General features: G+C 69.6%; 22 protein-coding genes. 8 read left to right on the top strand and 14 right to left on the bottom strand.

Going from position 1 to position 23490, the window contains the following annotated elements; all coding sequences use genetic code 11:
• Positions 1-131 precede the first annotated feature (131 nt).
• From IPK27_11805 to IPK27_11775, 7 genes are all read right to left on the bottom strand, one after another.
• A complete protein-coding gene (locus IPK27_11805) occupies positions 132-1313 on the bottom strand; it encodes an ABC transporter permease (GenBank protein ID MBK8068277.1) in 1182 nt (393 codons plus the stop codon).
• A 104-nt stretch (positions 1314-1417) separates the two neighbouring features.
• Positions 1418-2575 (bottom strand): FtsX-like permease family protein, encoded by a 1158-nt coding sequence (locus tag IPK27_11800; protein ID MBK8068276.1) that lies wholly within the window; start codon positions 2573-2575, stop codon positions 1418-1420.
• A gap of 11 nt (positions 2576-2586) precedes the next feature.
• The gene (locus IPK27_11795) at positions 2587-3282 is read right to left on the bottom strand and encodes an ABC transporter ATP-binding protein (protein MBK8068275.1); all 696 of its coding nucleotides are present in this window, start codon (positions 3280-3282) and stop codon (positions 2587-2589) included.
• A gap of 180 nt (positions 3283-3462) precedes the next feature.
• Positions 3463-4698, bottom strand: a complete 1236-nt coding sequence (locus tag IPK27_11790; protein ID MBK8068274.1) for an efflux RND transporter periplasmic adaptor subunit — start codon at positions 4696-4698, stop codon at positions 3463-3465.
• Between the two features lie 453 nt (positions 4699-5151).
• Positions 5152-6198 carry an ADP-ribosylglycohydrolase family protein gene (locus IPK27_11785; GenBank protein MBK8068273.1) on the bottom strand — a complete coding sequence of 349 codons (1047 nt, stop codon included), beginning with the start codon at positions 6196-6198 and terminating at the stop codon, positions 5152-5154.
• Positions 6188-6916 carry a hypothetical protein gene (locus tag IPK27_11780; protein ID MBK8068272.1) on the bottom strand — a complete coding sequence of 243 codons (729 nt, stop codon included), beginning with the start codon at positions 6914-6916 and terminating at the stop codon, positions 6188-6190. Before IPK27_11780 ends, IPK27_11785 begins: the two co-directional genes overlap by 11 nt.
• Positions 6913-8118: a hypothetical protein gene (locus IPK27_11775; GenBank protein MBK8068271.1), complete on the bottom strand. Its 1206-nt coding sequence runs from the start codon at positions 8116-8118 to the stop codon at positions 6913-6915. Before IPK27_11775 ends, IPK27_11780 begins: the two co-directional genes overlap by 4 nt.
• Before the next feature lie 120 nt (positions 8119-8238).
• Here IPK27_11775 and IPK27_11770 point away from each other — a divergent pair, with 120 nt between their 5' ends.
• Both IPK27_11770 and IPK27_11765 read left to right on the top strand, forming a co-directional pair.
• Positions 8239-8994: a helix-turn-helix domain-containing protein gene (locus tag IPK27_11770; protein MBK8068270.1), complete on the top strand. Its 756-nt coding sequence runs from the start codon at positions 8239-8241 to the stop codon at positions 8992-8994.
• Positions 8995-9037: 43 nt separating this feature from the next.
• Positions 9038-9274 (top strand): hypothetical protein, encoded by a 237-nt coding sequence (locus IPK27_11765; GenBank protein ID MBK8068269.1) that lies wholly within the window; start codon positions 9038-9040, stop codon positions 9272-9274.
• A 621-nt stretch (positions 9275-9895) separates the two neighbouring features.
• On the opposite strand, the gene IPK27_11760 is transcribed toward IPK27_11765, so the two are convergent.
• Complete coding sequence (locus IPK27_11760) at positions 9896-10462, bottom strand: hypothetical protein (GenBank protein MBK8068268.1); 567 nt, start codon at positions 10460-10462, stop codon at positions 9896-9898.
• Entirely contained in the window at positions 10446-11402 is a 957-nt protein-coding gene (locus IPK27_11755) for a pteridine-dependent deoxygenase (GenBank protein ID MBK8068267.1), read from the bottom strand. The genes IPK27_11760 and IPK27_11755 overlap by 17 nt, the downstream gene beginning before the upstream one ends.
• Positions 11403-11511: 109 nt before the next feature.
• Between IPK27_11755 and hemF the strand changes: the two genes are divergently transcribed.
• From hemF to IPK27_11740, 3 genes are all read left to right on the top strand, one after another.
• Complete coding sequence (gene hemF, locus IPK27_11750) at positions 11512-12426, top strand: oxygen-dependent coproporphyrinogen oxidase (GenBank protein MBK8068266.1); 915 nt, start codon at positions 11512-11514, stop codon at positions 12424-12426.
• Positions 12416-13120, top strand: a complete 705-nt coding sequence (locus tag IPK27_11745; GenBank protein ID MBK8068265.1) for an RNA pseudouridine synthase — start codon at positions 12416-12418, stop codon at positions 13118-13120. Before hemF ends, IPK27_11745 begins: the two co-directional genes overlap by 11 nt.
• Before the next feature lie 444 nt (positions 13121-13564).
• Complete coding sequence (locus IPK27_11740; protein ID MBK8068264.1) at positions 13565-14119, top strand: exonuclease; 555 nt, start codon at positions 13565-13567, stop codon at positions 14117-14119.
• 68 nt (positions 14120-14187) lie between these two features.
• Here the strand turns inward: IPK27_11740 and IPK27_11735 are convergent, their stop codons facing one another.
• Positions 14188-15111 carry a sodium:calcium antiporter gene (locus IPK27_11735; GenBank protein ID MBK8068263.1) on the bottom strand — a complete coding sequence of 308 codons (924 nt, stop codon included), beginning with the start codon at positions 15109-15111 and terminating at the stop codon, positions 14188-14190.
• Positions 15112-15120: 9 nt separating this feature from the next.
• Entirely contained in the window at positions 15121-15597 is a 477-nt protein-coding gene (locus IPK27_11730; GenBank protein MBK8068262.1) for a nuclear transport factor 2 family protein, read from the bottom strand.
• Positions 15598-15921: 324 nt separating this feature from the next.
• Between IPK27_11730 and IPK27_11725 the strand changes: the two genes are divergently transcribed.
• Complete coding sequence (locus IPK27_11725) at positions 15922-16998, top strand: aromatic ring-hydroxylating dioxygenase subunit alpha (GenBank protein MBK8068261.1); 1077 nt, start codon at positions 15922-15924, stop codon at positions 16996-16998.
• Between the two features lie 59 nt (positions 16999-17057).
• Positions 17058-18248 carry a metallophosphoesterase gene (locus tag IPK27_11720; protein MBK8068260.1) on the top strand — a complete coding sequence of 397 codons (1191 nt, stop codon included), beginning with the start codon at positions 17058-17060 and terminating at the stop codon, positions 18246-18248.
• 113 nt (positions 18249-18361) lie between these two features.
• On the opposite strand, the gene IPK27_11715 is transcribed toward IPK27_11720, so the two are convergent.
• The 3 genes from IPK27_11715 to IPK27_11705 all read right to left on the bottom strand — a co-directional run bounded on the left by IPK27_11715 (position 18362) and on the right by IPK27_11705 (position 22738).
• Positions 18362-19588 carry an HD domain-containing protein gene (locus tag IPK27_11715; protein ID MBK8068259.1) on the bottom strand — a complete coding sequence of 409 codons (1227 nt, stop codon included), beginning with the start codon at positions 19586-19588 and terminating at the stop codon, positions 18362-18364.
• A 124-nt stretch (positions 19589-19712) separates the two neighbouring features.
• Positions 19713-22037 carry a hypothetical protein gene (locus IPK27_11710; GenBank protein ID MBK8068258.1) on the bottom strand — a complete coding sequence of 775 codons (2325 nt, stop codon included), beginning with the start codon at positions 22035-22037 and terminating at the stop codon, positions 19713-19715.
• A gap of 125 nt (positions 22038-22162) precedes the next feature.
• Entirely contained in the window at positions 22163-22738 is a 576-nt protein-coding gene (locus IPK27_11705; protein ID MBK8068257.1) for a TMEM165/GDT1 family protein, read from the bottom strand.
• A 435-nt stretch (positions 22739-23173) separates the two neighbouring features.
• On the opposite strand from IPK27_11705, the gene IPK27_11700 reads away from it, so the two are divergent.
• A complete protein-coding gene (locus IPK27_11700; protein ID MBK8068256.1) occupies positions 23174-23470 on the top strand; it encodes a hypothetical protein in 297 nt (98 codons plus the stop codon).
• The last annotated feature ends 20 nt before the right edge of the window (positions 23471-23490 follow it).

Genomic DNA, 23490 nt, shown 5'->3' with positions numbered 1-23490 from the left:
TTTCGCTCCTTCCAACACCTACAACCAATACCAACACCGGTGTTATTCGTTGGTGTTGGTCAGAGCGAATAGCCCGCACGTCGCGTCGCACCGCTCCTTCCAACACCAACAACCAATACCAACACCAGCTTTCATGCTTCGCGCAGCGCCACCGTCACCGGCATGCGCGCGGCGCGCAGCGCGGGGAGCAGGCCGCCGATGAAGCCGATGGCGAGCGCCAGTTGCAATCCGGTGGCGACCAGCGCCGGGCTGACCTTGAAATCGAACACGAGCTGGGTAAAGGTGCTCCCGCCGAGGGTCGAGACGGTCATGCCGTTGAACAGCACATAGGCGAGGAATGCGCCGATCACGCCGCCGGCCAGCGCCAGCAGCATGGATTCGACCAGCACCGATGCGACCACCGGCAGCGGACCAAAGCCGATCGCGCGCAGGGTGGCGATCTCGCGGGTGCGCGTCGAGACCGAGGCATACATCGTGTTGAGCGCCGCAAAGATCGCGCCCAGGCACATGATCACGGCCACCGCGCTGCCAAGCACGCGCACACCCTGGGTGGTCGAGGCGGTCTGCTCGGTGAAGTAGGCCACCTGGCTCTTGGCCTCCAGGTTCACGCGCGGGTCCGCATCCAGCGCTTCATGCAGCGGCTTGACCCCGTCCGCGCTGTCGAGGCCGACCAGCGCCACCGAGTAGTAGTTGGGGCGACCCCAGGCCGTCTGCGCCGTGGCGCTGTCGGTGAAGATCTCGCTGTCGAAGGAATCGCCGCTGGCGAACATGCCGACGACATCCCAGTCGGCGCCGCGCAGGCGGATCTTGCCGCCCACCGCCAGGCCCTCGAACTGCGCAGCGGCGCCCTTGCCCACGACCACTTCCTGCAGGCCCGGCGTGAACTGCCGGCCTTCGACGATCTTCAGGTTGGGCCGCAACGCGAACCCGGCCGGCTCGATGCCGCGCAGGGTGATGTTGGCGCCGAGCGTCTCGCCCTTCTTCGGCAGCTCCGCGATCACGATCAGCTCGCCGGACACCAGCGGCTTGCCTTCGGCGTCTTTGCGGATGCCCGGGCCCTGGCGGACGATGTCGATGGTGTCGCGGTCCATCGAACTGTTCAGCTCCGCCTGCGAGCCGCCGCGCAACACCAGGGCATTGCGCGGATCGCCGCTGGACTTGAGGGTGGAATCGATGCCACCAGCCATCGCGAACAGGGCGGTGAACACGCCGACCACGCCGGCGATGCCGATCACGATCACCAGCGAGGCACCGAGGCGCTGCGGGATGGTGCGCAGGTTCATCAGGACGATTTCGAGGATCTGCTTGAACATGGCGGAATCTCAGAAGCGGGGCACGGGGCAGCGGGCACGGGGCAGGGGATCAGCACTCTTCGTCCGGGACTCCGGGTGTTGGGGCTTGCGCCTCTCCCAGTTCATTACCTTCCCGCCAGCGCGTCGACGATGCGCAGACGGCCGGCGTGCAGCGCCGGCGGCAGGCCGACGGCGAGCGCCAGCACCAGCATGGCGATGACAGCCTGGACCCACACGCGCGGGTCGGCGCGCATCGCACCGAAGAACATCGGCGCCGCCTTGGCCAGGCCGCCCATGGCGAACTCGGCCAGCAGCATCCCGCCGAAGCCGCCGATGGCGCACAGCAGCAGGGCCTCGGCAAGCACCAGCGCGGTGACCTTGCCGTCGCTGAAGCCCAGGGTCTTGAGCACCGCCAGTTCCGGGATGCGCTCGCGCACGGCCTGGGCCATGGTGTTGCCGGTCAGGATCAGGATGGTGAAGAACACCGCCAGCAGGATCAGGCTGACGATCAGGCCGATGTCGCCGATCTGCTTGAAGAAGCCCTTGTTGAAGTCCTTCTCCGACTGGGTCTTGGTCTCGTTGGGCGAATTGGCGAAACGCGCGTCGATCGCCTGCGCCACCTCATTCGCCTTGTCCGGATCGTCCAGCACCACGGCATAGACGCCAGCGAGCCGGCCGAACTGGTTGGCCTCGGCGAAATAGGCGTGATTGATGTAGATGCCCATCGTCTGCGACTGCCAGGAAGCGTCCTTGCCGTCGTAGATGCCGACGATGTCGAACTGCCAGTCCATCGACCCGTCCTGCTGCGGGAAGATGTTCGACTTCAGCGGCAGCTTGTCGCCCACCTTCCAGCCGCGCTGGTCGACGACCACGCGACCGACGATCGCGCCGGTGCGGGTCTGCTCGAAGGCGCGCCATTGTTCGTCCGGCATCACCCACTCCGGATACGCCGCGCGCAGCCGGGCGGGGTCGGAGGCAAAGGTGAAGACCTGGTCGTTCTCACCCACGTAGCCGCCGAACCACTGGTCATGGCTGACGATCTTCACTCCGGGTACTGCCTCGATCTCGGGCAGCAGGCGGATCGGCAGGGAATCGGTGAAGGACACGCGCGATTGCACGATCAGCCGCGAGGCGCCGACGAAATCCGCGCCGGCGGTGAAGAACACGCTGAGCGACTGCAGCAGCCCGAACAGCAGGAAGGCGCAGACCAGCGACAGGAGCGTCAGCAGCGCGCGCGTCTTCTTGCGCCACAGGCTTGCCCAGACGAAACGGAAATATCCCATGACGGGCCTCCTCAGGCCGCTGCCAGCGTGTCGGCGAGCAGCGTGCCCTTGTCGAGGTGCACGGTGCGCGCGGCGTACTCGGCGGCCTTGGGATCGTGGGTGACCATGACGATGGTCTTGCCGTGCTCGCGGTTGAGCCGCTGCAGCAGGGTCAGGATCTCGTCGGCGGTCTTGCGGTCGAGGTCGCCGGTCGGCTCGTCGCAGACCAGCAGGGTGGGATCGGACACCAGCGCGCGGGCGATCGCCACGCGCTGCTCCTGGCCGCCCGAGAGCTCCTTGGGCTTGTGCCGCGCGCGGTCCTTGAGGCCCACGATCTCCAGCGCCAGGTTGGCGCGCTTGAGCCGCTCGGCGCCGCCCATGCTGGTCAGCAGCAGCGGCAGCTCCACGTTGCGCTCGGCGGTCAGCACCGGCAGCAGGTTGTAGAACTGGAACACGAAGCCCACATGCCGCGCGCGCCAGCGCGACAGCTCGGTGGAGGACATGCGGTCGATCCGCTGGCCGTCGACGATGATCTCCCCGCGTGTCGGCTGGTCGAGGCCACCGATCAGGTTCAGCAGGGTGGTCTTGCCGGAACCGGACGGCCCCATCAGCGCGACGAAATCCCCCTTCGGGATGTCGAGCGTGATCCCGTGCAGCACCTCGACCACCTGCTTGCCGCGGGTGTAGTGCTTGACGACGTTGTTGATCTGGACGAGGGCTTGGGTCATGGGGTGGTCCTGGTGAATCTTGTGAGTAGTGAGTGGTGAGTAGTGAGTAGCAGGAGCGGTGGGTGGCAGCGTGCCGGCTTTGGCCACTCACTACTTCCTACTTCCTACTCACAAGTACGGTGAATAGTGAGTAGCAGGAGGGGTGGGTGGCGGCGTGCGGCTTTGGCCACTCACTACTTCCTACTCACCACTCACTTCTGCCCCATCCGCCAATTCCGGCGGCGGCGATACGACCACGGTCTGGCCGGCCGCGACGCCGCCGGTCAGGTTGCGGGATTCGGCGATAGTAACCCCGGCGGTGACTTCGCGGCGGCTGGCGCGGCCTTCCTCGACCACGAAGACGTAAGCCTTGCCGTCGCGCTCGACGACCGCCGTCTTCGGCACCAGCACGCCGGCGAGATCCGCCTTCTTCGGCGCGGGCTCGGTGCTGCGCGCTTCGAGGAAACGTACGCGCACGCCCATCTCGGGGACAATGCGCGGGTCCTTCAGGGCCAGCGCCACGCGCACGCGCACGGTGGCCTTGGCCCGATCGGCCGCCGGAATCACGGCGATCACCTCGCCGGGGATCTTCCAGTCGGGATAGGCGTTCAGCATCGCCTCGACCGGCATCTGGCTCTGCACGCGGCCGATGAAGGATTCGTTGACGTCGACCTCCACCTCCAGCGAATCCATGTCGACGATGGTGCCGATGCCGGTGCGGGTGAAGCCGCCGCCGGCGCTGATCGGCGAGATCATCTCGCCCGGCTGCGCCGCCTTGGCGATGATCACGCCGGCGAAAGGCGCGCGGATGGTGGTGTCGTCCAGATCCACTTGCGACAGTTGCAGCGCTTCCTCGGCCACCGTGACCTGGCGCCGCTGGCTGGCCAGGCGCGCGGCGAGCGATTCGGCCGCGGCGCGCGCGGCGTCCAGCTGCGCCGCGGTGCCGAGCTTGCGCGCAACGATCTCCTGCTGGCGCTTCAGGTCCGCCTGCGCCTGGCGCAGGGTGGCCTCGGTCTCGGCCAGGGCCGAACGCGCGCTGGCCAGCTGCGCCTGCGACAGCGCCAGCTGCGCCGCCTGCTGGGTGTCGTCGAGCGTGGCCAGCACCTGGCCTTCCTCGACGCGCATGCCCTCCTCGATCAGCACCTCGCGCACCTTGCCGGTGACCTTGGCCGACACCGTGGCCTGGCGCCGCGCGACCACGTAGCCGGAAGCGTCCAGCACCGAGGCAGACGTCGGCACGCTGGCCGCGGCTTGCGCCACCGCAGTCTGCACCTTGAGCGATGCCGGCCCGCGCCCGCTCAGCCACCAGACGCCGCCGCCGACCAGCAGCAGCGCGCCGACGAACAGCCACCAGGGCACGCCCCCGCGCGGCGGCGGCGCCTGCGGGCGCGCGTCGCGGTCGATGCGCAGTTGTCCAAGGAGGTCGGGCTGGCTCATGGCTCGTGTTCGGGCGTGTCGGTTGCTGCGGATGCTCGCACAGCCGTGGTCACCCGGCCGTGCATCGCCAGTGCAGACTGCGTGTTTCCGCTGACCGGCATTAGTGACGATCGTCACCCGCGTGGGTGTGACCATCGGCAGGGGGAGCGGAAGCAAGAAGCGGGGAAAGGGTAAAGGGGCAGGGGACCAGCCTTGCCGCGCTGCCGGGGCCTGAGGCGCCGGCTGGACAGGGTGGGCCAAGGACGAGAAGCGGGGCAGGGGGAAGGGGGCAGGGGGCCCATCTTTCCGCATTGACGGGTCTCATCGCATCCGGGTGCCCCTGTCCAGCCGACGCCTCAGGCCCCGGCAGCGCGGCGAACCCGGTCCCTTGCCCCCTGCCCCTTTCCCCGCTTCAATAGCCCCTCTCCCCCTGCCCCGCTTCTATGCAGCAGGCCCCGGCCCCGCTTCAACACTTCAATACGGCGGCGCCAGCCGCCTCAGCCCCTGCGCCAGCACCAGGGCCATGAACAGCGGGCTGCGCAGCCACAGGCCGGCGCGGAAGCCGGTGGACACGCGCACCGGCGCGCCGTCCAGCGCAGCGCCGAGCTGGCGCAGGTAGGCGGGGCTGTGCGGCCAGTCGGCGATGCCATCGACCAGGCCAACGCTCGCGCCCAGGTCGGTCGCGGACAATGCCGCCAGCGAGCCGGCCACCGCGCCCACGGTGTCGGTGTCGCCACCGGCGCGGACGACCGCCTCCAGCGTGGCGACGCTGTCGCCGCAGTGGGTATGCCAGGCGGCCAGCGCGAACGGCAGGGTGTGCAGCGCATAGCCGCTGATGCCGCCCGGGCCGCCGAAGGCCACGCGCGCTGCCGTGCACGGATCGCGCGAGGTGAAGCAGTCGCCCAGGCGCAGCAGCATCGCCTTCCACTCGGGCTCGTCGCCGGCGGCGCGCAGCAGCGCCTGCAAGGCCGGCCAGCCCGGCGCCCGCGCGAACTCGCCGCGGGTGATTGCTGCAGCCACGTCCGCCAGCGCGCGCGCGGCGGTCAGCACCTGCGGGTCGCGGTGGGTCATGCGCGTGGAGGCATCGACGAAAGCGCGCCGACGCCCGGCATCGCTGGCATACATGCATCCGATCAGCGGTGCGCGCATCAGCGGGCCGTTGCCGGCCGACCACACGCCGCTGCGCGTGGGCGGCACGCCGCACCACAGCAGGACCAGGCTGCGCAGGGTCGCCAGGCCAATGCCAGCGGGCAGGGTCAGCAGCCACAGGCGCATGCGCCAGGCCAGCACGCGGCGGAAGCGCGCCACGTCGCCCTGCGCGCGCAGCAGCGCCTGCGCGGTGAACACCGCGTGGTCGGTGTCGTCGCTGAGCATGCCGCGACCGGCGACGAAGCTCTGCCCAAAGGGCCGGCGCCGCAGCCAGCGCGCAATGCGCCGCGGCGACACGCCCTCGAAGGGCAGGCCGAGCGAATCGCCCAGCGCGCCGCCGAGCAGGCAGGCGGTCGCGCGTTCAGTCCGCATCCGGCGGTTCCGCCGCGAGCAGCGGCAGCAGCGCGTCGAGCAGGCGGTCACCGCCAATGCGCAGCCGCGCCGGCACCACGCGTTCGCGGCCGTAGAGTCCGCTGGCCAGGGCGATCACCGCGCTCGCCTGGGCCGGGGTCTGCACCCCGGAGACCTTGAGCCCCAGCGGCCGCCCGGCTGCCGCGATCGCTTCGACCAGCACGCGCAGCCGCGCGCTGGTCGGCATCCCGGCGGCGTGCAGGTAGTCGGCGCCCGCGGCGATGGCCGCGTCGGCTGCGGCGCGCAGCGTGGCGTCGTCCGCCAGCGCGTCACCGCGCAGCATCACTTTCAGCGTGCGTGTGCCGCAGCGCGCCTTCACCGCGGCCAGCAACTCGCGCGCCGCATCGCCGCCCCGCGCGAAGGCGCGGTGCGGGAAGCTGAGTTCGATCTCGTCCGCGCCGACCGCAAGCGCCCGCCGCGCCTCCGATTCCGCGCGCGCCGGATCCTCGCCTTCAGGGACATTGACCAGCGCCGCCGTGCGCACCTGCGCGATGCCCTCGCGCATCAGGCTCATGCGCGTGGCCAGCAGCAATTCGGGATGGACCACGATGGCCGCCGGCGTGCCGTGCGGCGTGTGCGCACGGCGCGCCAGGGTGGCGGCGGTAGCCGGAGTGTCGTCCTCGCTGCAGGCATCGAGGTCGAGGCAGGCGAGTGCGATGCGCGCGTCCGAATGGCTCATCGCAGCAGCGGGGTGTCGAGCGACTTGAGCTTGCGCCCGGCGACCTTCTCCGCGGCGGCGATGAACTCGTCGGTGCTGACCTTGCGCTCGCGCATCAGCCGACGGGTCACGTCGTCCAGGCTCTGGCGCCCGCCAGTGGCCTTGCGGATCTCGCGGTCCACTTCCAGCAACAGCAGCGCCGCGCGCGCGGTGGTTTCGGCGCTGGAGCGGTCCTTGCGCAGCGATTTCACCCGCTTGCCCCAGTCCGCCAACCACGCCAGGGTCTTGTCGTGGCGCGCATCGGTCATGCCGCCGCTGCGGTAGAGCAGTTCCACCGCGTAGAACTCGGCCAGGCCCTCGGCCAGCCAGTCGTCGTCATCGCCCTGGCCGCGGATGCGCGTGGTCACATGGGTCAGTTCGTGCAGCAGCGTGCTGGTCGCGTTTTCCGAGACCATCGGGCGATCGAGGTGCAGGTACAGCGAGCGCGGTGCCGAGAGCCCGCCGCGCCACATCGGATCGGGCGCGGAGACGATGAAGATCTTCGGCGGCAGGGTGCCGAAGGCATCCTTCATCGCCGGCAGGGTGTAGTTGAGGAAGGCGAGCATGTCCATCCGGCGCATGCCCTCGTCCTTCGGCGCGCCCAGGGCCACCTCGGTGCCGGCAATGACCTCGCGCCGGGTGCCGATGTCGCCCACCAGCATCCAGCCGACCGGGCGGTCGAAACGGCGGTCGGGATCATCCACCCGGTAGCTGCCATCCGCTTCGACGAAGTACGGCGTGTCCTGGTGCCAGGACTTGGGCACGTCCAGCACCAGCCGTGCCCGCGACTGTGCGCCCTTGGCGGCGCGCACCTTGGCCGACGGGAACACGCGGTCGCCGCGGAAGATCGCCCAGTCGCCGGGGAAATAGCTGCGGTAGGCGCCGTTGGCGCGCTGCTCATCGATGCGCACGCGCCACCGGATCGTGCCGCCCTTGGCATGCGGCGTCCACACGGCGCGTGCGCCCTTGCGCTGCAACTGGCCGTCGGCGCTGATGTCCGAATAGGCCGCGGGGAAGCTGAAGTCGATCGACTTCACTTCGCCGGCGCCCTTGCCCAGGGTCAGCGAGCCCTGCGCGGACTTGGTCTTCGCATCGAAAGCCAGACGCCATTCGAGGTCGTAGGCGGCGGCCGGCAGGGTTGCAGTGGCCAGCAGCATCAGGGTGGCGACAAACAGTCGAAGCATGGGCGGCGAACCAGAGCAGAAGGGCCCGATTCTGCCAGCGCGCGGGTGAATGCAGCGCCTGCCCCCTAGCCCGAACCGGCAAGCGCGGGCAGACTAGCGCCACTTCCCGCCCGGAGCGGCATGGTGTTGGAAACGGCGCAGAACCTGTGGCCGCAGGCCCCGATCGACGACGGCGACGCCGCGCACTTCTGCACCACCTGCGTGTTCGGCAAGCTGTGCCTGCCGGATGGCTACGACAAGCGCGCGCTCGCGGACCTGCATTGCCTGATCGAACACGTGGGCCCGTATCACGCAGGCGACGAGATCTTCCGCACCGGCGACGCCTTCAGCGCGATCTTCTCGGTGCGCGCCGGGCTGGTGAAGACCTATGTGCTCGACGACAAGGGCCGCGAGCAGGTACTCGGCTTCTACACGCCGGGCGAACTGGTCGGCCTGAACGCGATATACCCCTCGCGCTATCCCTGCCACGCGGTGGCGGTAGACACCGTGATGCTGTGCCGCTTCTCGTTCCCGGCGATGGCCACGCTGGCCACGCGCATTCCGTCGATCCAGGAAACCCTGTTCCGCCTGATCTCCAAGGACATCGGCACGGCGACCCTGGGCAAGGGCGACTACAGCGCCGAAGAGCGACTGGCGGCGTTCCTGATCAACTGGTCGGAGCGCCTGTCCAGCCGCGGCTACTCCGCGCGCCGCTTCATCCTGCCGATGCAGCGCACCGACATCGCCAACTACCTCTCGCTGGCGCCGGAAACCGTCAGTCGGGTGATCCGCCGGATGACCGACGACGGCCTGATCGCCATCGAAAGGCGCGAAGTGGAACTGCTCAAGCCCGAAGCGCTGGAGGCGCTTGCCGCCTCGCTGCTGCGCCGCGCCTGAGCGCGTAGACTCGGCGTACCGCGAGCGAACGAGGGGGACGCCGATGCAACGCTGGATACGACTGCCCGGTGGCGGCTTCCTCGATGCTTCGCACGTGATTTACATCGGCAAGATCGAGTCCTTCGCCCGCCTCGATGACGAAGGCCACAACGTCGGCACCGACTACGCCGTCGCCATCGGCACCGGCCTCAACCGCGACCAGCAGCTGATGATCACCGGCAGCAAGGAGGAGATCGCCACCCTGGTGCGGCAGCTGCTCGGGCAGGCCGCGGCACAGTAGAGAGGGTTGTGGGTTGTGGGTTGTGGGTGTGGGTGTGGGTTGTGGGTTGTGGGTTGTGGGCGGCAAGGCGCGCACACCGGAGCCTGTGGGAGCCGACTCTGTCGGCGTGACGTGCGTAGCCCGTTGTGCCGCGCAGCGGCTCAGCGGGTACTTGTCGCAAGCACCCGGGGAACGCGCTGCGCGCGTACCCCGGGCTACGCGCCCCCGGTTCGATGCGCAAGTGAGCGCGCCGACCCGGAGCGACGAGAACTCCCACCAACGATATGTCACCAACCCCCGCCCGAAATTTTCCCGAATCTGTTAAATTTTCGTCATCCGGCAGTCAGCGAACTGCCCGCACACTCCGTTGTCATACGATTGACCCGGCAGCAGACCGGGGCCCCGCGGCAGCGACGAAGGAGACGGGACATGCGCTTGATGATTTCAGTGGGCATCGCGGTGTTCATGGCCGCGCTGGATTGGGCGTCGACGTCCTCGGGCGTGGAAGGCGCTGAGGGCTGATACACGGGTTCTGGGTTCTGGGTTGTGGGCGGCAAAAGCCAAAAGCCCGCAATCTGGCGGCTCTTGCTGCCCACAACCCACAACCCAGAACTCACAACCGGCCGTCACCAAGGCTCGCCGCTAGACCACCACCCCATCCCACCGCGCCCGCCATGCGCTGGGCGTGAACTCGGGGATCGGTCGCGGTCGCAGCAACTCGGTGCCGACGCGCCAGAAGCCCTTGAACGGGCGCTTCTCGGCGGTCTTGTAGAAGTGCACCAGGTATTCCCAGTCGCAGTGGAAGAAGTCGGCCAGCCACTGGTCGAGGTCGTGCACGCCGGCGTCGTGGAACAGGGTCAGGCTGAGTTCGGCCGCCTCGCGCTCGTAGTGGTACAGCTCGGCCATGCGCTCGGCGGACAGGTTCGGGTCCGGCTGCTGCACGCCGAGCGTGCGTCCGCGTTCGGACAGGTTCCACTGCACCGTGTGGCCGAACAGATGGACCAGGATGAACAGCGCCTCTTCGGCGTCCAGATCGTGGTCGATGTGGATCTCGGCGCCGTCCAGGTCCCCGGTGAAGGGATCGGGGACGTCGCGGATGCGCACCGGAATGCCGTAACGGCGCTCGATCAGCGCCTCGATGGTGTTGAACACCGCGCGCATGCGGGTGTCGTCCGGGTAGCCCGGATCGCGCTCAGAAATGATGGACACCTTCGATCTCGCACAAGAGTTCCTGGCGGCAGACATCGCCCTGCAGCACCGCGAAGGCGGCGCCGGGGAACTGCTCGCGCAGGAACTGTTCGGTGGGCAGGAAATGCTCTTCCGAGCGCACATAGGCGCGCAGCACGGTGCCGCGGCCGTACTGGCTCTCGCGTCCGGTGGCCTCGTTGGCGACCTTGAGCAGGCTCTCCAGGTTGCGCTTGGTCTCCGCCAGCTGGTTGTCCAGCCGCCCTGGATGGCGCGAACTGTGCCCGACCACGCTGGCGGTGCCGGAGATCAGCATCACGCCGCCGCGCGCGCCCTGCCACAGCGCGGCGCGCGAGAAGCGCGGCGGCTCAGGGCCGTATTCGGGCGGGTAGTTGCGCGGCGTCATCTGGCGCGGATTGTCGAGCATGCGCCCCGGCGTCTTCGAGGCCAGCCAGAGCACGCGCAGCTTGGTCGAGCGGTCCGGCAGGCCGATCACGGTGGCGGCGGGGTCGGCCTCGAACCAGGCGCGCTCCAGCGCCAGCTGGCGCCCCACGCAGAACTGGCGGTAGCGCTCGTTGTCGCCCTCGCCTTCGTTGATCCGCGAGAAGTAGCTCCAGATGCGCAGCACATACGGGTAACCCGAACCCGGCACGTAATCGAGCAGTCGGCGGTAGGCCTCGTGCGTGGTGGTGCCGATGCCGCCGAAATCGCGCTCGGACAGCACCAGCTCGCCGATCATCAGATCGTCGTCGCCGGCAAAACGCGCCGCACCGAGCTGCCCGCCACGCAAGCGCCCGTGGCTGCGCCAGGTTTCGCTCAGCACATGCAGCGCGGGCATCGGCAGCTCGAAACTGGCGCTGCCGGCGCCGCGCAGGCCCAGGCTCCAGGCGGCGAAGGCGTCGTCTGCGGGTTCTTCGGCCAGGTCGACCAGCCAGCGCGCGTCGGGGTGTCGGGTGTCGCTCATGCGATACGTCGGAATCGGGTTTGAGGCGCGCACAGCCGTGCGCTGCGAGCCGCCTATCATACGCAGCCCGCCGCCCGCTCCGGTCGGCCCCTGCGCAACCATTCCAGACCTGATGAACGTCGACACCGTCCGCTCCTTCCTGCTTGGCCTGCAGGACCGCATCTGCCGCGAGATCGAGGCCTTCGAGCCGCAGGCGCGCTTCGCCGAAGACGCCTGGCAGCGCGCCGAGGGCGGCGGCGGGCGCACCCGTGTACTGAAACGCGGTGAGGTGTTCGAACAGGCCGGCATCGGCTTTTCCGACGTGGTCGGCGCCCGGATGCCGGCCAGCGCCACCGCGCACCGCCCGGAACTGGCCGGCCAGGGCTTCCGCGCGATGGGCGTGTCGCTGGTTTTCCACCCGCGCAACCCCTACGTGCCCACCACCCACCTCAACGTGCGCCTGTTCACCACCACCGGCGAGAACCCGGCGTGGTGGTTCGGTGGTGGCTTCGACCTCACGCCCTACTATCCCTTCGACGCCGACATCGCCCACTGGCACCGCGTGGCCAAAGGCGTCTGCGAGCCCTTCGGCGCGGAGCTGTACCCGCGCTGGAAGCAGTGGTGCGACGAGTACTTCTACCTCAAGCATCGCGGCGAGACGCGCGGCGTCGGCGGGCTGTTCTACGACGACTTCAGCGCGCTCGGCTTCGAGCGCAGCTTCGAGGTGATGCAGGCGGTCGGCCAGGGCTTCCTCGATGCCTACCTGCCGATCGTGCGCCGCCGCATGGACACGCCGTACGGGGATCGCGAGCGCGATTTCCAGCGCTACCGCCGCGGCCGCTACGTCGAGGTCAACCTGGTGTGGGACCGCGGCACCCTGTTCGGGCTGCAGAGCGGCGGGCGCACCGAGTCGATCCTGATGTCGCTGCCGCCCGAGGTGCGCTTCGAATATGGCTACGCCCCCGAGCCCGGCAGCGCCGAGGCGCGCCTGTACGACTACCTCCGCCCACGCGACTGGCTGGCGGAGTTCGCCGATGTCGAGTGAGCCGCTGACGCTGCTGGCCGACAACCCGCGCTGGATCGCGGTCGACAAGCCGCCCGGCATCGCCGCGATCCCGGCGCGCGACGAGGCGCCCGAGGAATCGCTGCGCCACCGGCTGCAGCAGCAACTCGGCGTGCCGCTATGGGTGGTCCACCGGATCGACCGCGAGACCAGCGGCGTGATGATCTATGCGCGCGACGCCGAGGCTCATCGCGCGCTCAACCTGGCCTTCCAGCGCGGCCAGGTGGCCAAGACCTACCTCGCCTGGACCGCCGGTGTGCCGGACCCGGCCAGCGGCCAGATCGGCGTGCCGATGCACGCCGCGCGCAAGGGCAAGATGCGCCCAGCCCAACCCGGCGAGCCCGGCGCGATCTCCGCGCGCACCGATTACGCCGTAGAGCACACCTGGCCGCACGCCAGCGCAGCCATCGCCCGCGTGCGCTGCCACCCGCGCACCGGCCGCCAGCACCAGATCCGCGTCCACCTGCGCGCGATCGGCTGCCCGATCCTGCGCGACGGCTACTACGGCCTGGCCACCTTCAAGCCACCCTACGACGGCCTCCCGCTGCAGCGCCTGGCCCTGCACGCCGCCGCGATCGAGCTCCCGCGCGTGCTGGAGCAGCCGGCGCAGCGGGTGGAGGCGGCGGTGCCGGCGGACTTGCGGGAGCTTGAGTCACTGCTGGGTGAACGCGGCTAGCCGAGTCAAAGGTGAAACGGGAAACGTCAATGGGGCGGCGCGGGGCGGAACCGAACCGGGACGGCGGGAGGAGTGAAAAGTGAAACGTAAAACGTCAATGGTGCGGCGTGCGGCGGAACCGGCCCGGGACGGCGGGAGGAGTCAAACGTGAAACGCAAAACGTCAATCGGAGCGCGCTTCGGTTGACGTTTTACGTTTCACGTTTGACTTTCCCCTTTGACGTTTCCTGATTCGTACCAATCCTCATCGCGGGAGCGCCCCAAGAGCAACAGCGTTTGGACAAGGTCCAAACCCACGCACAGCAAGCTCGCGGCATCTGTGGGTTCGGACCTTGTCCGAACGCTTTTCGCATCGCCGGTCCATCGGCGATGAGGATTGGTACGAATCAGGTGACGTTTCACCTTCCAGCCGCGCGCCATCCGGACGCGCCCATCCTGTCGGCCCATGCCCAAACCCGAGATCTACCTCTCCACCGACATCGAAGCCGACGGCCCGATTCCCGGCCCGCATTCGATGCTGAGCTTCGCCAGCGCCGCCTACACCGCGGACAAGCAGCTCATCGGCACCTTCAGCGCCAACCTGCAAACCCTCGAAGGCGCCAGCGGCCACCCCGACACCATGGCCTGGTGGGCCACCCAAGCTGAGGCCTGGGCCGCCTGCCGCGTCGACCCCGAACCGCCCGCGCAGGCGATGGCGCGTTACCTTGCATGGGTCGAATCGCTGCCCGGCAAGCCGGTGTTCGCCGGCTACCCGGTCGCCTACGATTTCATGTTCATCACCTGGTACCTCTGGCGCTTCTGCGGCCGCACGCCCTTCAGCCACTCCGCGCTCGACATCAAGAGCTACGCCATGGCCCTGCTGCAGCAGCCCTACCGCCACATCAGCAAACGCACCATGCCCCCCGAATGGTTCGATCCCCTGCCACACACGCACGTGGCCCTGGACGACGCCAAGGCGCAGGGGACGTTGTTGTGCAACCTGCTCAAGGTGCGGCGCTGAGAGCTTCGATCCACCGCCGCAGCCCCGGGCCCCGCGGCGGATGACTGGCGCGGATCCCGCTCACGGCTTCAACCGGCAAACACCGCCAGCAGCGACATTGCCACACCGTAGAGTGCGATCAGCAGCGCGCCGCGCAGGCGGCCCAGCAGTTCCGTGCGGCCCGGCCAGGTGCAGGCCGCTGCGAGTGCGCCGGCGCCAAGGGCGATCCACAGCGCGGCGCCGGAAACCGGGATCGGCGTGATCACCGCGGCGAGCCCGACGATGAACAGCGCGTTGAACACATTGCTGCCGAGCAGGGTGCCGACGCCGACCTCGTCGTGGCCGCGCAGAACGGCCACCAGCACGGTGGCAAACTCCGGCATCGAGGTGCCGAGCGCGACCAGCGTCGCGCCGATCAGGAAGGCCGGCACCCCGAAAGCCTCCGCAATGGTCTTTGCACCGCCGACGACCAGCGTGCCGGCCGCGATCAGCAACCCCATGCCGACGACACTCTGCAGCGCGATCAGCGAGGTCCGTTCGCCGGCAGCCAGCGGCTCGGGCTCGCTGCGCTGGCGCGCGGCGGAGCGGATGTGCAGGCCCATCCATGCGCAGAAGGCGGCGATCAGCACGGTCCCGTCCAGGCGCGAGAGCACGCCGTCCAGCGCCATCAATGCGATCAGTCCGCTGCCGCCGATGGCGACCGCGTAGTCGAGTCCGATCGTCGCGCGCTTCGTCGCCAGTGGCCTGATCAACAGCGCCACCGCCAGGATCAGCGCGATGTTGACGACGTTGCTGCCGGTGGCATCGCCAAGGCCGATGGCGGGTTCACCCCGCGCCGCGGCGATGGTCGAGACGAACACTTCCGGGCTGGACGTGGCGAAGGCACCGAGGGTCGCTGCGGCAATCGCGGCCGGGATACGCAGGACGCGGGCGAAGCCGAGCACGCCGCGCAGGAACAACTCGCCACCCAGGCCAGCCAGCACGACGCCGGCCAGCAGCGACAGCACCGCCATCGTCATGATTCAGCCACCCTTCTTCTGGAAGATCGCCAGGCCCTTGGCTGCTTCCGCCTGCACCTTGGCGCGCAGGAAGCCGCTCCAGCCGAGCAGCAGACCGGCCGGTCCGAGCGCCTGGCGGCTCCAACGCCAGAAGTCGAAGCGATCGTCGTGGCTCACGATCAGGCCGTCCCGGAAAGCGAACTCGGCGTCGATGATGTTGTGCACCTGGCGCCCGGTCTTGCTGAAGAGGTATTTCGCCTCCCAGTGCGCGGATCCGCGCTCTGCGTCCGCCTGCACGTCGCGGAAGGTCAGCGAGAAATCCTGCGCGCGCTGGCACAGCATGGTCCACATCGCGCCGATCTGCGCGCCGCGCAAATCCGGGAAGGCCGGATCCGAGAAGCGTGCCTCGGGGTGGTAGCAGGCCGCCATCGCCGCGCCATCGCGCCGGGCGAAAGCCTCATAGAAGCGGGTGACCAGCGCGCGGTTCGTTTCGGCGGACATCGGCTTCCCTCGACCTGTCAGAGTCCGCCGAGCATACGCGGCGCCGCCTGTGGGCGCGGGCTCCGCCTGCGATCATTGCTTCCCGACCGTGCGGATTTCCGGCCCTGTGATCGAGGACGCAAAGGGGCGCAAATGACGCAAAGACGGCAGCTGCCAGAGATATCTCGGCAGGCCGTCGCGTTTGACCTCCTTTGCGTACTTGGCGTCCCTTTGCGTCCTTTGCGTCCGGAAATACAGACCGCATTCTTGCGACGGCCACTGTTCGATGCGCGAACAAGCACACCCGCAAGGCGATACTGCGGCGCAGACCCGGAGACCCGTCCCATGACCACCGCCCCCGCCGACTGGCTCGCCTCGCAGCCGATCGATCAAGCCCACGGCCTGCCCGCCTGCGCCTACACCGATCCGGCGCTGCTGCAGCGCGAACGCAGCGCGATCTTCGCCCGCAGCTGGCAACTGGTCGCGCACCGCGCGCAACTCGCGCAACCCGGCGACCATGTGGTCTGCGCAGTGGCCGACACGCCCTTGCTGCTGCTGCGCGGCGATGATGGCGTGCTGCGCGCGCTGCACAACGTCTGCCGCCATCGCGGCGGCCCGCTCGCCATCGCCAGCGGCAACGGCATGAAACAGCTGCGCTGCCGCTATCACGGCTGGACCTACGACCAGGCTGGCTGCCTGCGCGCAGGGCCGGAGCTGGATGCGATCGCAGGGCTGGACCGCGCCAACGTCCGCCTGCCGGCAGCGCGCGTGGCCGAATGGCAGGGCCTGGTGTTCATCGCGCTCGACCCGGCCACCCCGGACTTCGCCGGGCTGGTCGCCGGCATCGACGCGCGCCTCGCCGGCCGCGGCATGGGCGACTACGCGCACCAGCGGCACGTCGAGTACATCGCCCAGTGCAACTGGAAGGGCTATGTCGACAACTACGCGGAGGGCTACCACGTCCCGCACGTGCATCCGGCGCTGAACGCGCTGCTCGACTACCGCGCCTACACCACCGAATGCATGCCCTGGCACACCCTGCAAGCCAGCCCGCTGGACGACGCCGCCAGCTTCTACGGCAGCGGCGAGGGCCTGTACTACCTGCTGTGGCCGAACACCATGCTCAACATCCTGCCTGGCCGGCTGCAGACCAACCGCGTGGTGCCGCTTGGGCCGGACCGCTGTCGCATCGACTTCGACTACTTCTATGCCCCGGGCCTGGCGGACGCGCAGGCCGGCCGCATCGCCCAGGACCAGGACCTCGCCGAAATCACCCAGCAGGAAGACATCGACATCTGCGAGCGCGTGCAGCGCGCCTTCGCCAGCGGCTCATACACCGTCGGCCGCGTGCATCCGCTGCGCGAGCAGGGGATCCATTGGTTCCAGGAGAGGTACCGGGCCGCGCTGACTGGCGCCGGCTGACGCAATTGCGCCAGCCACCCGCCTCGCCCACACTGCCGCCAGTCCAGCCCGGATCCGTCATGCGCCTGCTCGTGCTCCTGCTGCTGTTCCCCGGTACGCTCCCCGCCGCGCCGCGCCAGGTCGATGCGTATCGCTGGGAGGACGTCGAGCGCATCGTGGCCATCGGCGACATCCATGGCGACTACGACGCCTACATCGGCGTGCTGCAGGCCGCCGGCCTCGTCGACGCGCGCGGGCGCTGGCAGGCGGGGACGACGCACCTGGTGCAGACCGGCGACATCCCGGACCGCGGGCCGGACACGCGGCGGATCATCGAGCACATGGCCGCGCTGGCGAAGCAGGCGCAAAAGCGCGGCGGGCGGGTGCACAACCTGATGGGCAACCATGAGGCGATGAATGTCTACGGCGATTTGCGCTACGCGGTGGCGGGCGAGTTCAGCGCCTGGGCCGACCAGCGTTCGGCCGAGCGCCGCGAGCGCCACTACGCCGCTGCGATGGACGATCTGAAGCAACGTGATCCGCAGCGCTTCGCGGCGCTGCCGGCGGATTTCCGCACGCAGTGGGATGCCGCCCATCCGCTCGGCTGGATCGAGCACCGGATGGCCTGGGATCCGCGCTTCGATTCTCGCGGCCCGATGTTCCGCTGGGTCATGGACGCCGAGGTCTCGATCCAGCTCAATGACGCAATCTTCGTGCATGGCGGCATCAGCCACGCCTATTGCGGCAACAGCCTGGAATCGCTGACGGCGATGGCGCACGCGCAGCTGCGCGAGGGCGACGATGGCGAGCTCGGGATCCTGACCGACAGCGCCGGGCCGCTGTGGTATCGCGGCCTGGCCGGGGTGGCGCCAGCGGCGCCGCGCGCCACGGTCGACGCGATCCTCGAGCGCCACGGCGCGCGCCACATCGTGATCGGCCACACGGTCAGCGAGAGCGTGGTCTGGCCGCGGCTGGATGCGCGCGTGATCCAGATCGACACCGGCATGAGCCGGGCCTATGGCGGCGCTGCGGGCTGGCTCGAGATCCAGGGCAACCAGCTCAGCGCCGGCTACCGCGGCGGGCGCGTGCCGCTGCCGGCGGACGATGCGGGGCGGCTCGCCTACCTCGACGCGGTGATCGCGCTGCAGCCGGCGAATGCCGCGCTCGCCGAGCGGCGCGCGGCGCTGGCCGCGGGCGCGCTGGATGCCGCGCAGGCGCAGGCGGACGCCGCCGCGGCAGATCCGGCGGCTATCTGCAGCACTTCGCGCTGATCTCGCGCTCGAAGCTCGGTCGCTCGCTCGCCTGGTCGCCGCGCGCGGGTCGAGGAATCCCGTGCGCGAGACCGCCGGTGTGCGGACGCATCGATGACCGGGCTTGCCTGGAATCAATCCTCAAGCCGCGCGATAGGGTATAGCTCCGGCAGCCGCAGCAACAATTGCGCCACCACCGAGGCGTCGACTTGCCCATCGTCGCGCTGCCTGGCCATGAACTCGGCGACCGCCTGCGGACTCAGACCCGGGCGATAGGGCCGGTCCTGCACCATCGCCTGGAAGATGTCGGCCACACGCAGGATGCGTGCTTCCAGCGGCAGCGTGGCGGCGTCCACGCCGAAGGGATAGCCGGCGCCCCCCGGCGCCTCGTGGTGATGCGCGGCCCAGGCGGCAATGTCCTCGAAGCCACGGATCTGGCGCAGGATCTGCCAGCTTTCGAAGCTGTGGCTGCGCATCACCGTACGCTCCTCGTCGTCCAGTCGCCCGGCCTTGTCGAGGATCCCGTCCGGCACGCGCAGCTTGCCGAGGTCATGCAGCAGGCCGGCGATCTCGAGCTCATCGCAGCGCCCGGCCGGCAGCCCGAGATGCTCGGCCAGCCGCCGCGCTACCCGGGCGACACCGCGCGAATGTGTCACCGTAAACGGGCTCTTGGCATCGACGATGCGGGCGAAGATCTCGGCCAGCGCGCGGAACTCGCCGTTGCTCGCCTGGTAGGGCTCGGCGATCGACTGCATCGCCCGGAGGTAGCCGTGCAGCCCGCGCGATTCGAGCTGCAGCCAGAAAGCTTCATGCGCGGAGACGGAAAGGAACACTTCGACCCAGCGCGGGTCGAAATAGCTGCCGGCGCGCGCAGCGATCTCCTGCTGGATGAGCGCGCGATGGCGCAAAGCGCGGCCTGCGCCGTGGTACTGCCCGGCGACGGCGTCGACGCGGTCGGCCAGGAACACCAGATTGGCCAGGGTTGCAATCTCCGGCGGCACCGCGTGCGCTTGCATCGCATCCCAGCGCACGTGGTGATACCGGATCGGCAGCGCCATCCGCGCGAGCGGGGCGAAATCGCACAGCAAGGCATGCCCGGCTTCTGCATGGCCCTGCGAACCCGCCCAGTCGAACTCGCGGACCAGGTGCTGGTGCATCGCCGTGGACGACACCCCGATGTCGTGCAGCAGCCCGAGGTCGAAGGCGAATTGCACCTCGGCATCCGGCCAGCCGATCCCGCGTGCGCACTCGGCCGCCATGACGCCGACACGCTTGCCGTGGGCCACGTCGTCCACGCCGACCAGGTCGAGCGAGTCGGACAGCGCATAGATCGCCTGCCGCAGGTCCGCTTGTATCGGCATGGATCCGCCATCGGCTCCGATCGAGGCCACGCTGGCCCCGGGACGCCGATGTCAGCATTTGCGGCGGCCGCCGTAAATCCGACCTCTGGGCTATCCGCGACGGACTCCGGCGATGGAATGCGGCTCAGCCCTCGCCGATAGCATGGCGCGCCGCCAGTTCGCGCGCCTGGCTCGCCGCTTCGAAGCCCGGGTCGGCCTCCGCCCAGGCCTCCAGCAGTGGCGGCAGTTCGCGCTGAAGGGTGTCCTGGTCTCCGCGCAGATCGGCCAGGCGCGCGTTGCGCCAGCGTACTTCCGGGCTGCCCGGGCGCGAGCGCAGCAGCGGCTCCAGCCAGCGCTGCGCGGTCGCCGCGTCGCGGTTCGCCAGCGCCTGGTCGATCACCTGCAGTTGCAGGTCGAGCAGGCTCTGGCCGCTGCCGGCCGCCGCCACCCGCTTGCGCTCGTTGCGGAACGCCGCTTCCAGGGCGGCCAGCGATTCGGCGTCGCCGCGTTGCCCGGCGACCGCGACAGCGCGCATCAGTTCGAAGGCATTGGTCGGCATCAGGGCTCCGCTGGCGCGCCAGACCTGCTCGGAGCGCTCGATCGCGGCGGCCAGGCCGTCGAAATCGCCCAGCGCGAGCGCAATCCCCAGGTCGATGCGCGCGGCTGCGTAGTCGGCCTCCTGCGGATGGTTGGTCTTCAGCTCCGCGAGCGCCCAGGCGCGCGCCGCGGAGGCGCCATCGGAGAGCGCGCGCAGTCCGACCTGCGCCGCCACCACGTTCTGGAAGAACATGGTCGGCGACTGCCGCGCCCGCTCGATCGCAACCAGTTCGTCGGCGACGGCACGCACGGCCTTGAGGCGACCCAATCGCTCCAGCACCAGCATTTCCAGGCGGAGGATCCCCGTCAGGCGCATCGGGTCCTGGCCCGCCGCACGCCGCAATGCTGCGAACTGTTGCAGGCTCCCGCGCCAATCGCCCAGGCGCAGCGCGTGCTGCGCGCGGTAGGCCGGCCCCGATTGCAGGTCCGGCCGGCGCAGGGCGACTTCGTCGATCAGCGCCAGGGCTGCGTCCAGCCTGCCATAGGCGTTCTCGATGTCTGCCGCGATCAGCAATGCAGTCGCGTCACCCGGGTCGCGCTCGCGCGCCAGCGCGACCAGTTCTGCCGCCTCGTCCAGCTCGTCCATCTGCAACCAGGAGCGCGCCAGTGCTGCGAGTTCGGCGGCCGATCCCCCGTCGACGGTGGCTTCGCGCAGCGCGCGCCAGGCCGCTTCGTTGCCCGGATCGTCCTGCAGGTCGAGCCGCGCCAACGCCAGCCGTGGGTCCCGATCGGCCGGCCATTGGCGCGCCCAGATTTCATACACCTGGCGGACCTGGCTCGCCTGCCCGCGCGCGCGCGCCAGCCAGACCTGGGTGGCGTAGCGCATCCGGTCCGGCAGCACACCGAGGCGCGGCTCCAGCGCCTCCATCCCGGCGCGCGCGGCAGTGGCCTCGCCGAGCATCGAGCGCGCCGACTGAAGCAGGCTGTCGGCGAGCACGAATCCCGGATCGAGCGCCAGCACACCTTCGAGCAGGCCGAGTGCGCGCGCCGCATCGCCGTCCATGCCCAGTGCGCGCGTGGCGGCAGCGTAGTCGCGCAGCGCGTCGGCGGACTCGGTGGTGACGCTCTTGAGCGGCGGGTCCGGCGCGGCACGGCTGTCGCCCGCCACCGCAAGCAGGGTACGGACACCGGCCGCCACCTGGTCGACCGCCTCCCAGGGATCGGCCGCCTGCTTCTCCACGCGACCGGGCGGGTCCAGCGATCCGAGGCGGTGGACCTCGGCGACCACCCGGTAGCTGCCCGGCGCGCCGTCGACGCTGCCGACCACGATCCCCTGGAAGCCGAGCGCGCGCGCCGCCTGCAGGCGCGCGGCCAGCGGCGCAGACTCGATGTCGCGCGCACCGCGCAGGGTCAGCTGGCTCTGCAACTGCCGCCCCAGTGAGCCGAGAGCGGACACGGCGCGCAGGCGCGGGTCGTAGGCCAGGTCATATTCCGCGAGTGCCGGCAGCGCGGCCGGCAGCCAGTGGTCCGATTCGGCCAACGCCGCGCCGGCACTGAACGGAAACACGATCACCCACGGCGTTGCCGGCTGCGCCGCGGCTTTCGGTGCCGGCGCGGGCGCCGGCGCGGCGGCCGCCTGCGGTGGCGTGGCCGGCACGCGCAGATCTGTCTTCAACACGACCAGGCCGGCGATCGCGAACAACAGCACGGCCAGGCCGATCCGGCGGCGAGTCCAGTGCGTGGCCCCCGGCGCGCCGATCCACCAGGTCAGCAGGGCCACCAGCGGCAGGAAGGCCCACATCGCGACGAACAGCAGGTCGATCAGCCGCTCGGGTGCTCCATAACGCCCGGCAAGGAACCCGGCGAACTCCACCAGCGCCCAGCACAGGCCGAACCAGCCGGTCAGGACGGGTAGCAGATGGCGTTCGCGCATTCGGGCGTACAGCGTGGGGGCGGATGATCGCGACAACGGGGCAGCCTGCGCGTGTAGGGGTGCGCGAGTCTAACCGCCGCCCCGCGCAGCCGGATGTGATCGCCCGTTGAATGCACGGCATCGCCTCACAAGCCAAGTGCTCCGGCGGCCCCGAGCAGGGTCGCCATTCCGATTACCGCGAACAGCGCAGCCGCAATTCCGTGCACCAGTTTCGCCGGCAGCGTGCGCGCAGCGCGCTCGCCGAACAGCACCGCCGGGACATTGGCGATCATCATGCCCAGCGTAGTGCCCAGCACCACCGCCGTGAGCGCTTGGTACTGGGCGGCGAGGGCAATGGTGGCGATCTGCGTCTTGTCGCCCATTTCGGCCAGGAAGAAGGCGGTCAGCGTCGTCAGGAATACGCCGCCACGGGTCTTCGGAGCGTCGTCCGCGTCCAGCTTGTCGGGTATCAGGATCCAAAGCGCCATCCCGATGAAGGACAGGCCGAGGATCCAGCGCAGCGCCATCGGGCTCATGACCGTGGTGATGAAGCTGCCGAGGGCGCCGGCGCCCGCGTGATTGGCCAGCGTGGCAACAAGGATGCCGAGCACGATCGGCCACGGCTTGCGGAAGCGCGCGGCGAGCACGAAGGCCAGCAACTGAGTCTTGTCGCCGATCTCCGCTAGGGCGACAACGCCGGTCGAGACGAGGAAAGCTTCCATGAATCACTCCGGGGCCGGCGGACACCTGACCACGCCACGCCCCGGCCCAACCGGAGCGGCATGGTCGATGGTCTTGCCAGATCGGGATCGCATGCGCCACGGCCGGTTGGCCAAGTGTGTTGACGCATGCCCCTGCAGCGCAGGTCGGCTACTCCCCAAGGACGTCGGGGACGCTAGCACGTCGAATTGGAAAGGACACGCCCAGGATCGCAATGGATTGCGCCGGGATCCATGTGGGCAGGGCAGCCGAGTGAGCGACGCGCTGGCAGCGGACATCGATGAGCCTGGGTGTCCGGGTCACCGCGATGGGACACCCCTTGTTTGCCCGCGACCGGGACCAGCAACCGCGCCAGCCGGCTGCATCCGCCGGCTGTCTCAATCCCTGAGACGGAGGCCCCTGAATCTCTCGCCACCTACCCGACGCGAGGATCCACCATGAACCTGCACGCAAGCTTCGAAGCTCTGCCCACTCGCCTGCGCCGTGCCCTTTGGATCTGGCTCGGACTGTCGCCCCTGGCGGCCGCGCTGCCGGCCTCCGGGAGTGAGGCGCTTGGGCTCCTGGCGCACCCGGGATTCTGGTGCGGGCTGCTGCCATTGATCGCCCTGGCGCCGTTTGTACCCGGACTGCTGCGCGAACTCGCCGCGCATCGTCGCGTCCCCCGCCGCAGCGCAAGCCGGCGCCAGGCCCGTCGCCGCGGCCGAGCGCAGCAGCGCACGCCACTCGCCGCCTGACGACGGGGCTCTCGGCCGAC

The organism is Rhodanobacteraceae bacterium (assembly GCA_016713135.1).
GTDB lineage: Bacteria > Pseudomonadota > Gammaproteobacteria > Xanthomonadales > SZUA-5 > JADKFD01.
This window is presented reverse-complemented; position numbering and strand designations above follow the sequence as displayed.

Excerpts from the sequence above, each read along its gene's own strand:
- IPK27_11805 (MBK8068277.1), bottom strand. The coding sequence starts at position 1,313 with ATGTTCAAGCAGATCCTCGAAATCGTCCTGATGAACCTGCGCACCATC.
- IPK27_11705 (MBK8068257.1), bottom strand. The coding sequence starts at position 22,738 with ATGGAAGCTTTCCTCGTCTCGACCGGCGTTGTCGCCCTAGCGGAGATC.
- IPK27_11735 (MBK8068263.1), bottom strand. The coding sequence starts at position 15,111 with ATGGCGGTGCTGTCGCTGCTGGCCGGCGTCGTGCTGGCTGGCCTGGGT.
- IPK27_11700 (MBK8068256.1), top strand. The coding sequence starts at position 23,174 with ATGAACCTGCACGCAAGCTTCGAAGCTCTGCCCACTCGCCTGCGCCGT.
- IPK27_11795 (MBK8068275.1), bottom strand. The coding sequence starts at position 3,282 with ATGACCCAAGCCCTCGTCCAGATCAACAACGTCGTCAAGCACTACACC.
- IPK27_11715 (MBK8068259.1), bottom strand. The coding sequence starts at position 19,588 with ATGCCGATACAAGCGGACCTGCGGCAGGCGATCTATGCGCTGTCCGAC.
- IPK27_11730 (MBK8068262.1), bottom strand. The coding sequence starts at position 15,597 with ATGTCCGCCGAAACGAACCGCGCGCTGGTCACCCGCTTCTATGAGGCT.
- IPK27_11740 (MBK8068264.1), top strand. The coding sequence starts at position 13,565 with ATGCCCAAACCCGAGATCTACCTCTCCACCGACATCGAAGCCGACGGC.
- IPK27_11800 (MBK8068276.1), bottom strand. The coding sequence starts at position 2,575 with ATGGGATATTTCCGTTTCGTCTGGGCAAGCCTGTGGCGCAAGAAGACG.
- IPK27_11765 (MBK8068269.1), top strand. The coding sequence starts at position 9,038 with ATGCAACGCTGGATACGACTGCCCGGTGGCGGCTTCCTCGATGCTTCG.
- IPK27_11745 (MBK8068265.1), top strand. The coding sequence starts at position 12,416 with ATGTCGAGTGAGCCGCTGACGCTGCTGGCCGACAACCCGCGCTGGATC.
- IPK27_11785 (MBK8068273.1), bottom strand. The coding sequence starts at position 6,198 with ATGCGGACTGAACGCGCGACCGCCTGCCTGCTCGGCGGCGCGCTGGGC.
- IPK27_11790 (MBK8068274.1), bottom strand. The coding sequence starts at position 4,698 with ATGAGCCAGCCCGACCTCCTTGGACAACTGCGCATCGACCGCGACGCG.
- IPK27_11770 (MBK8068270.1), top strand. The coding sequence starts at position 8,239 with ATGGTGTTGGAAACGGCGCAGAACCTGTGGCCGCAGGCCCCGATCGAC.
- IPK27_11725 (MBK8068261.1), top strand. The coding sequence starts at position 15,922 with ATGACCACCGCCCCCGCCGACTGGCTCGCCTCGCAGCCGATCGATCAA.
- IPK27_11780 (MBK8068272.1), bottom strand. The coding sequence starts at position 6,916 with ATGAGCCATTCGGACGCGCGCATCGCACTCGCCTGCCTCGACCTCGAT.
- IPK27_11720 (MBK8068260.1), top strand. The coding sequence starts at position 17,058 with ATGCGCCTGCTCGTGCTCCTGCTGCTGTTCCCCGGTACGCTCCCCGCC.
- IPK27_11775 (MBK8068271.1), bottom strand. The coding sequence starts at position 8,118 with ATGCTTCGACTGTTTGTCGCCACCCTGATGCTGCTGGCCACTGCAACC.
- IPK27_11710 (MBK8068258.1), bottom strand. The coding sequence starts at position 22,037 with ATGCGCGAACGCCATCTGCTACCCGTCCTGACCGGCTGGTTCGGCCTG.
- IPK27_11755 (MBK8068267.1), bottom strand. The coding sequence starts at position 11,402 with ATGAGCGACACCCGACACCCCGACGCGCGCTGGCTGGTCGACCTGGCC.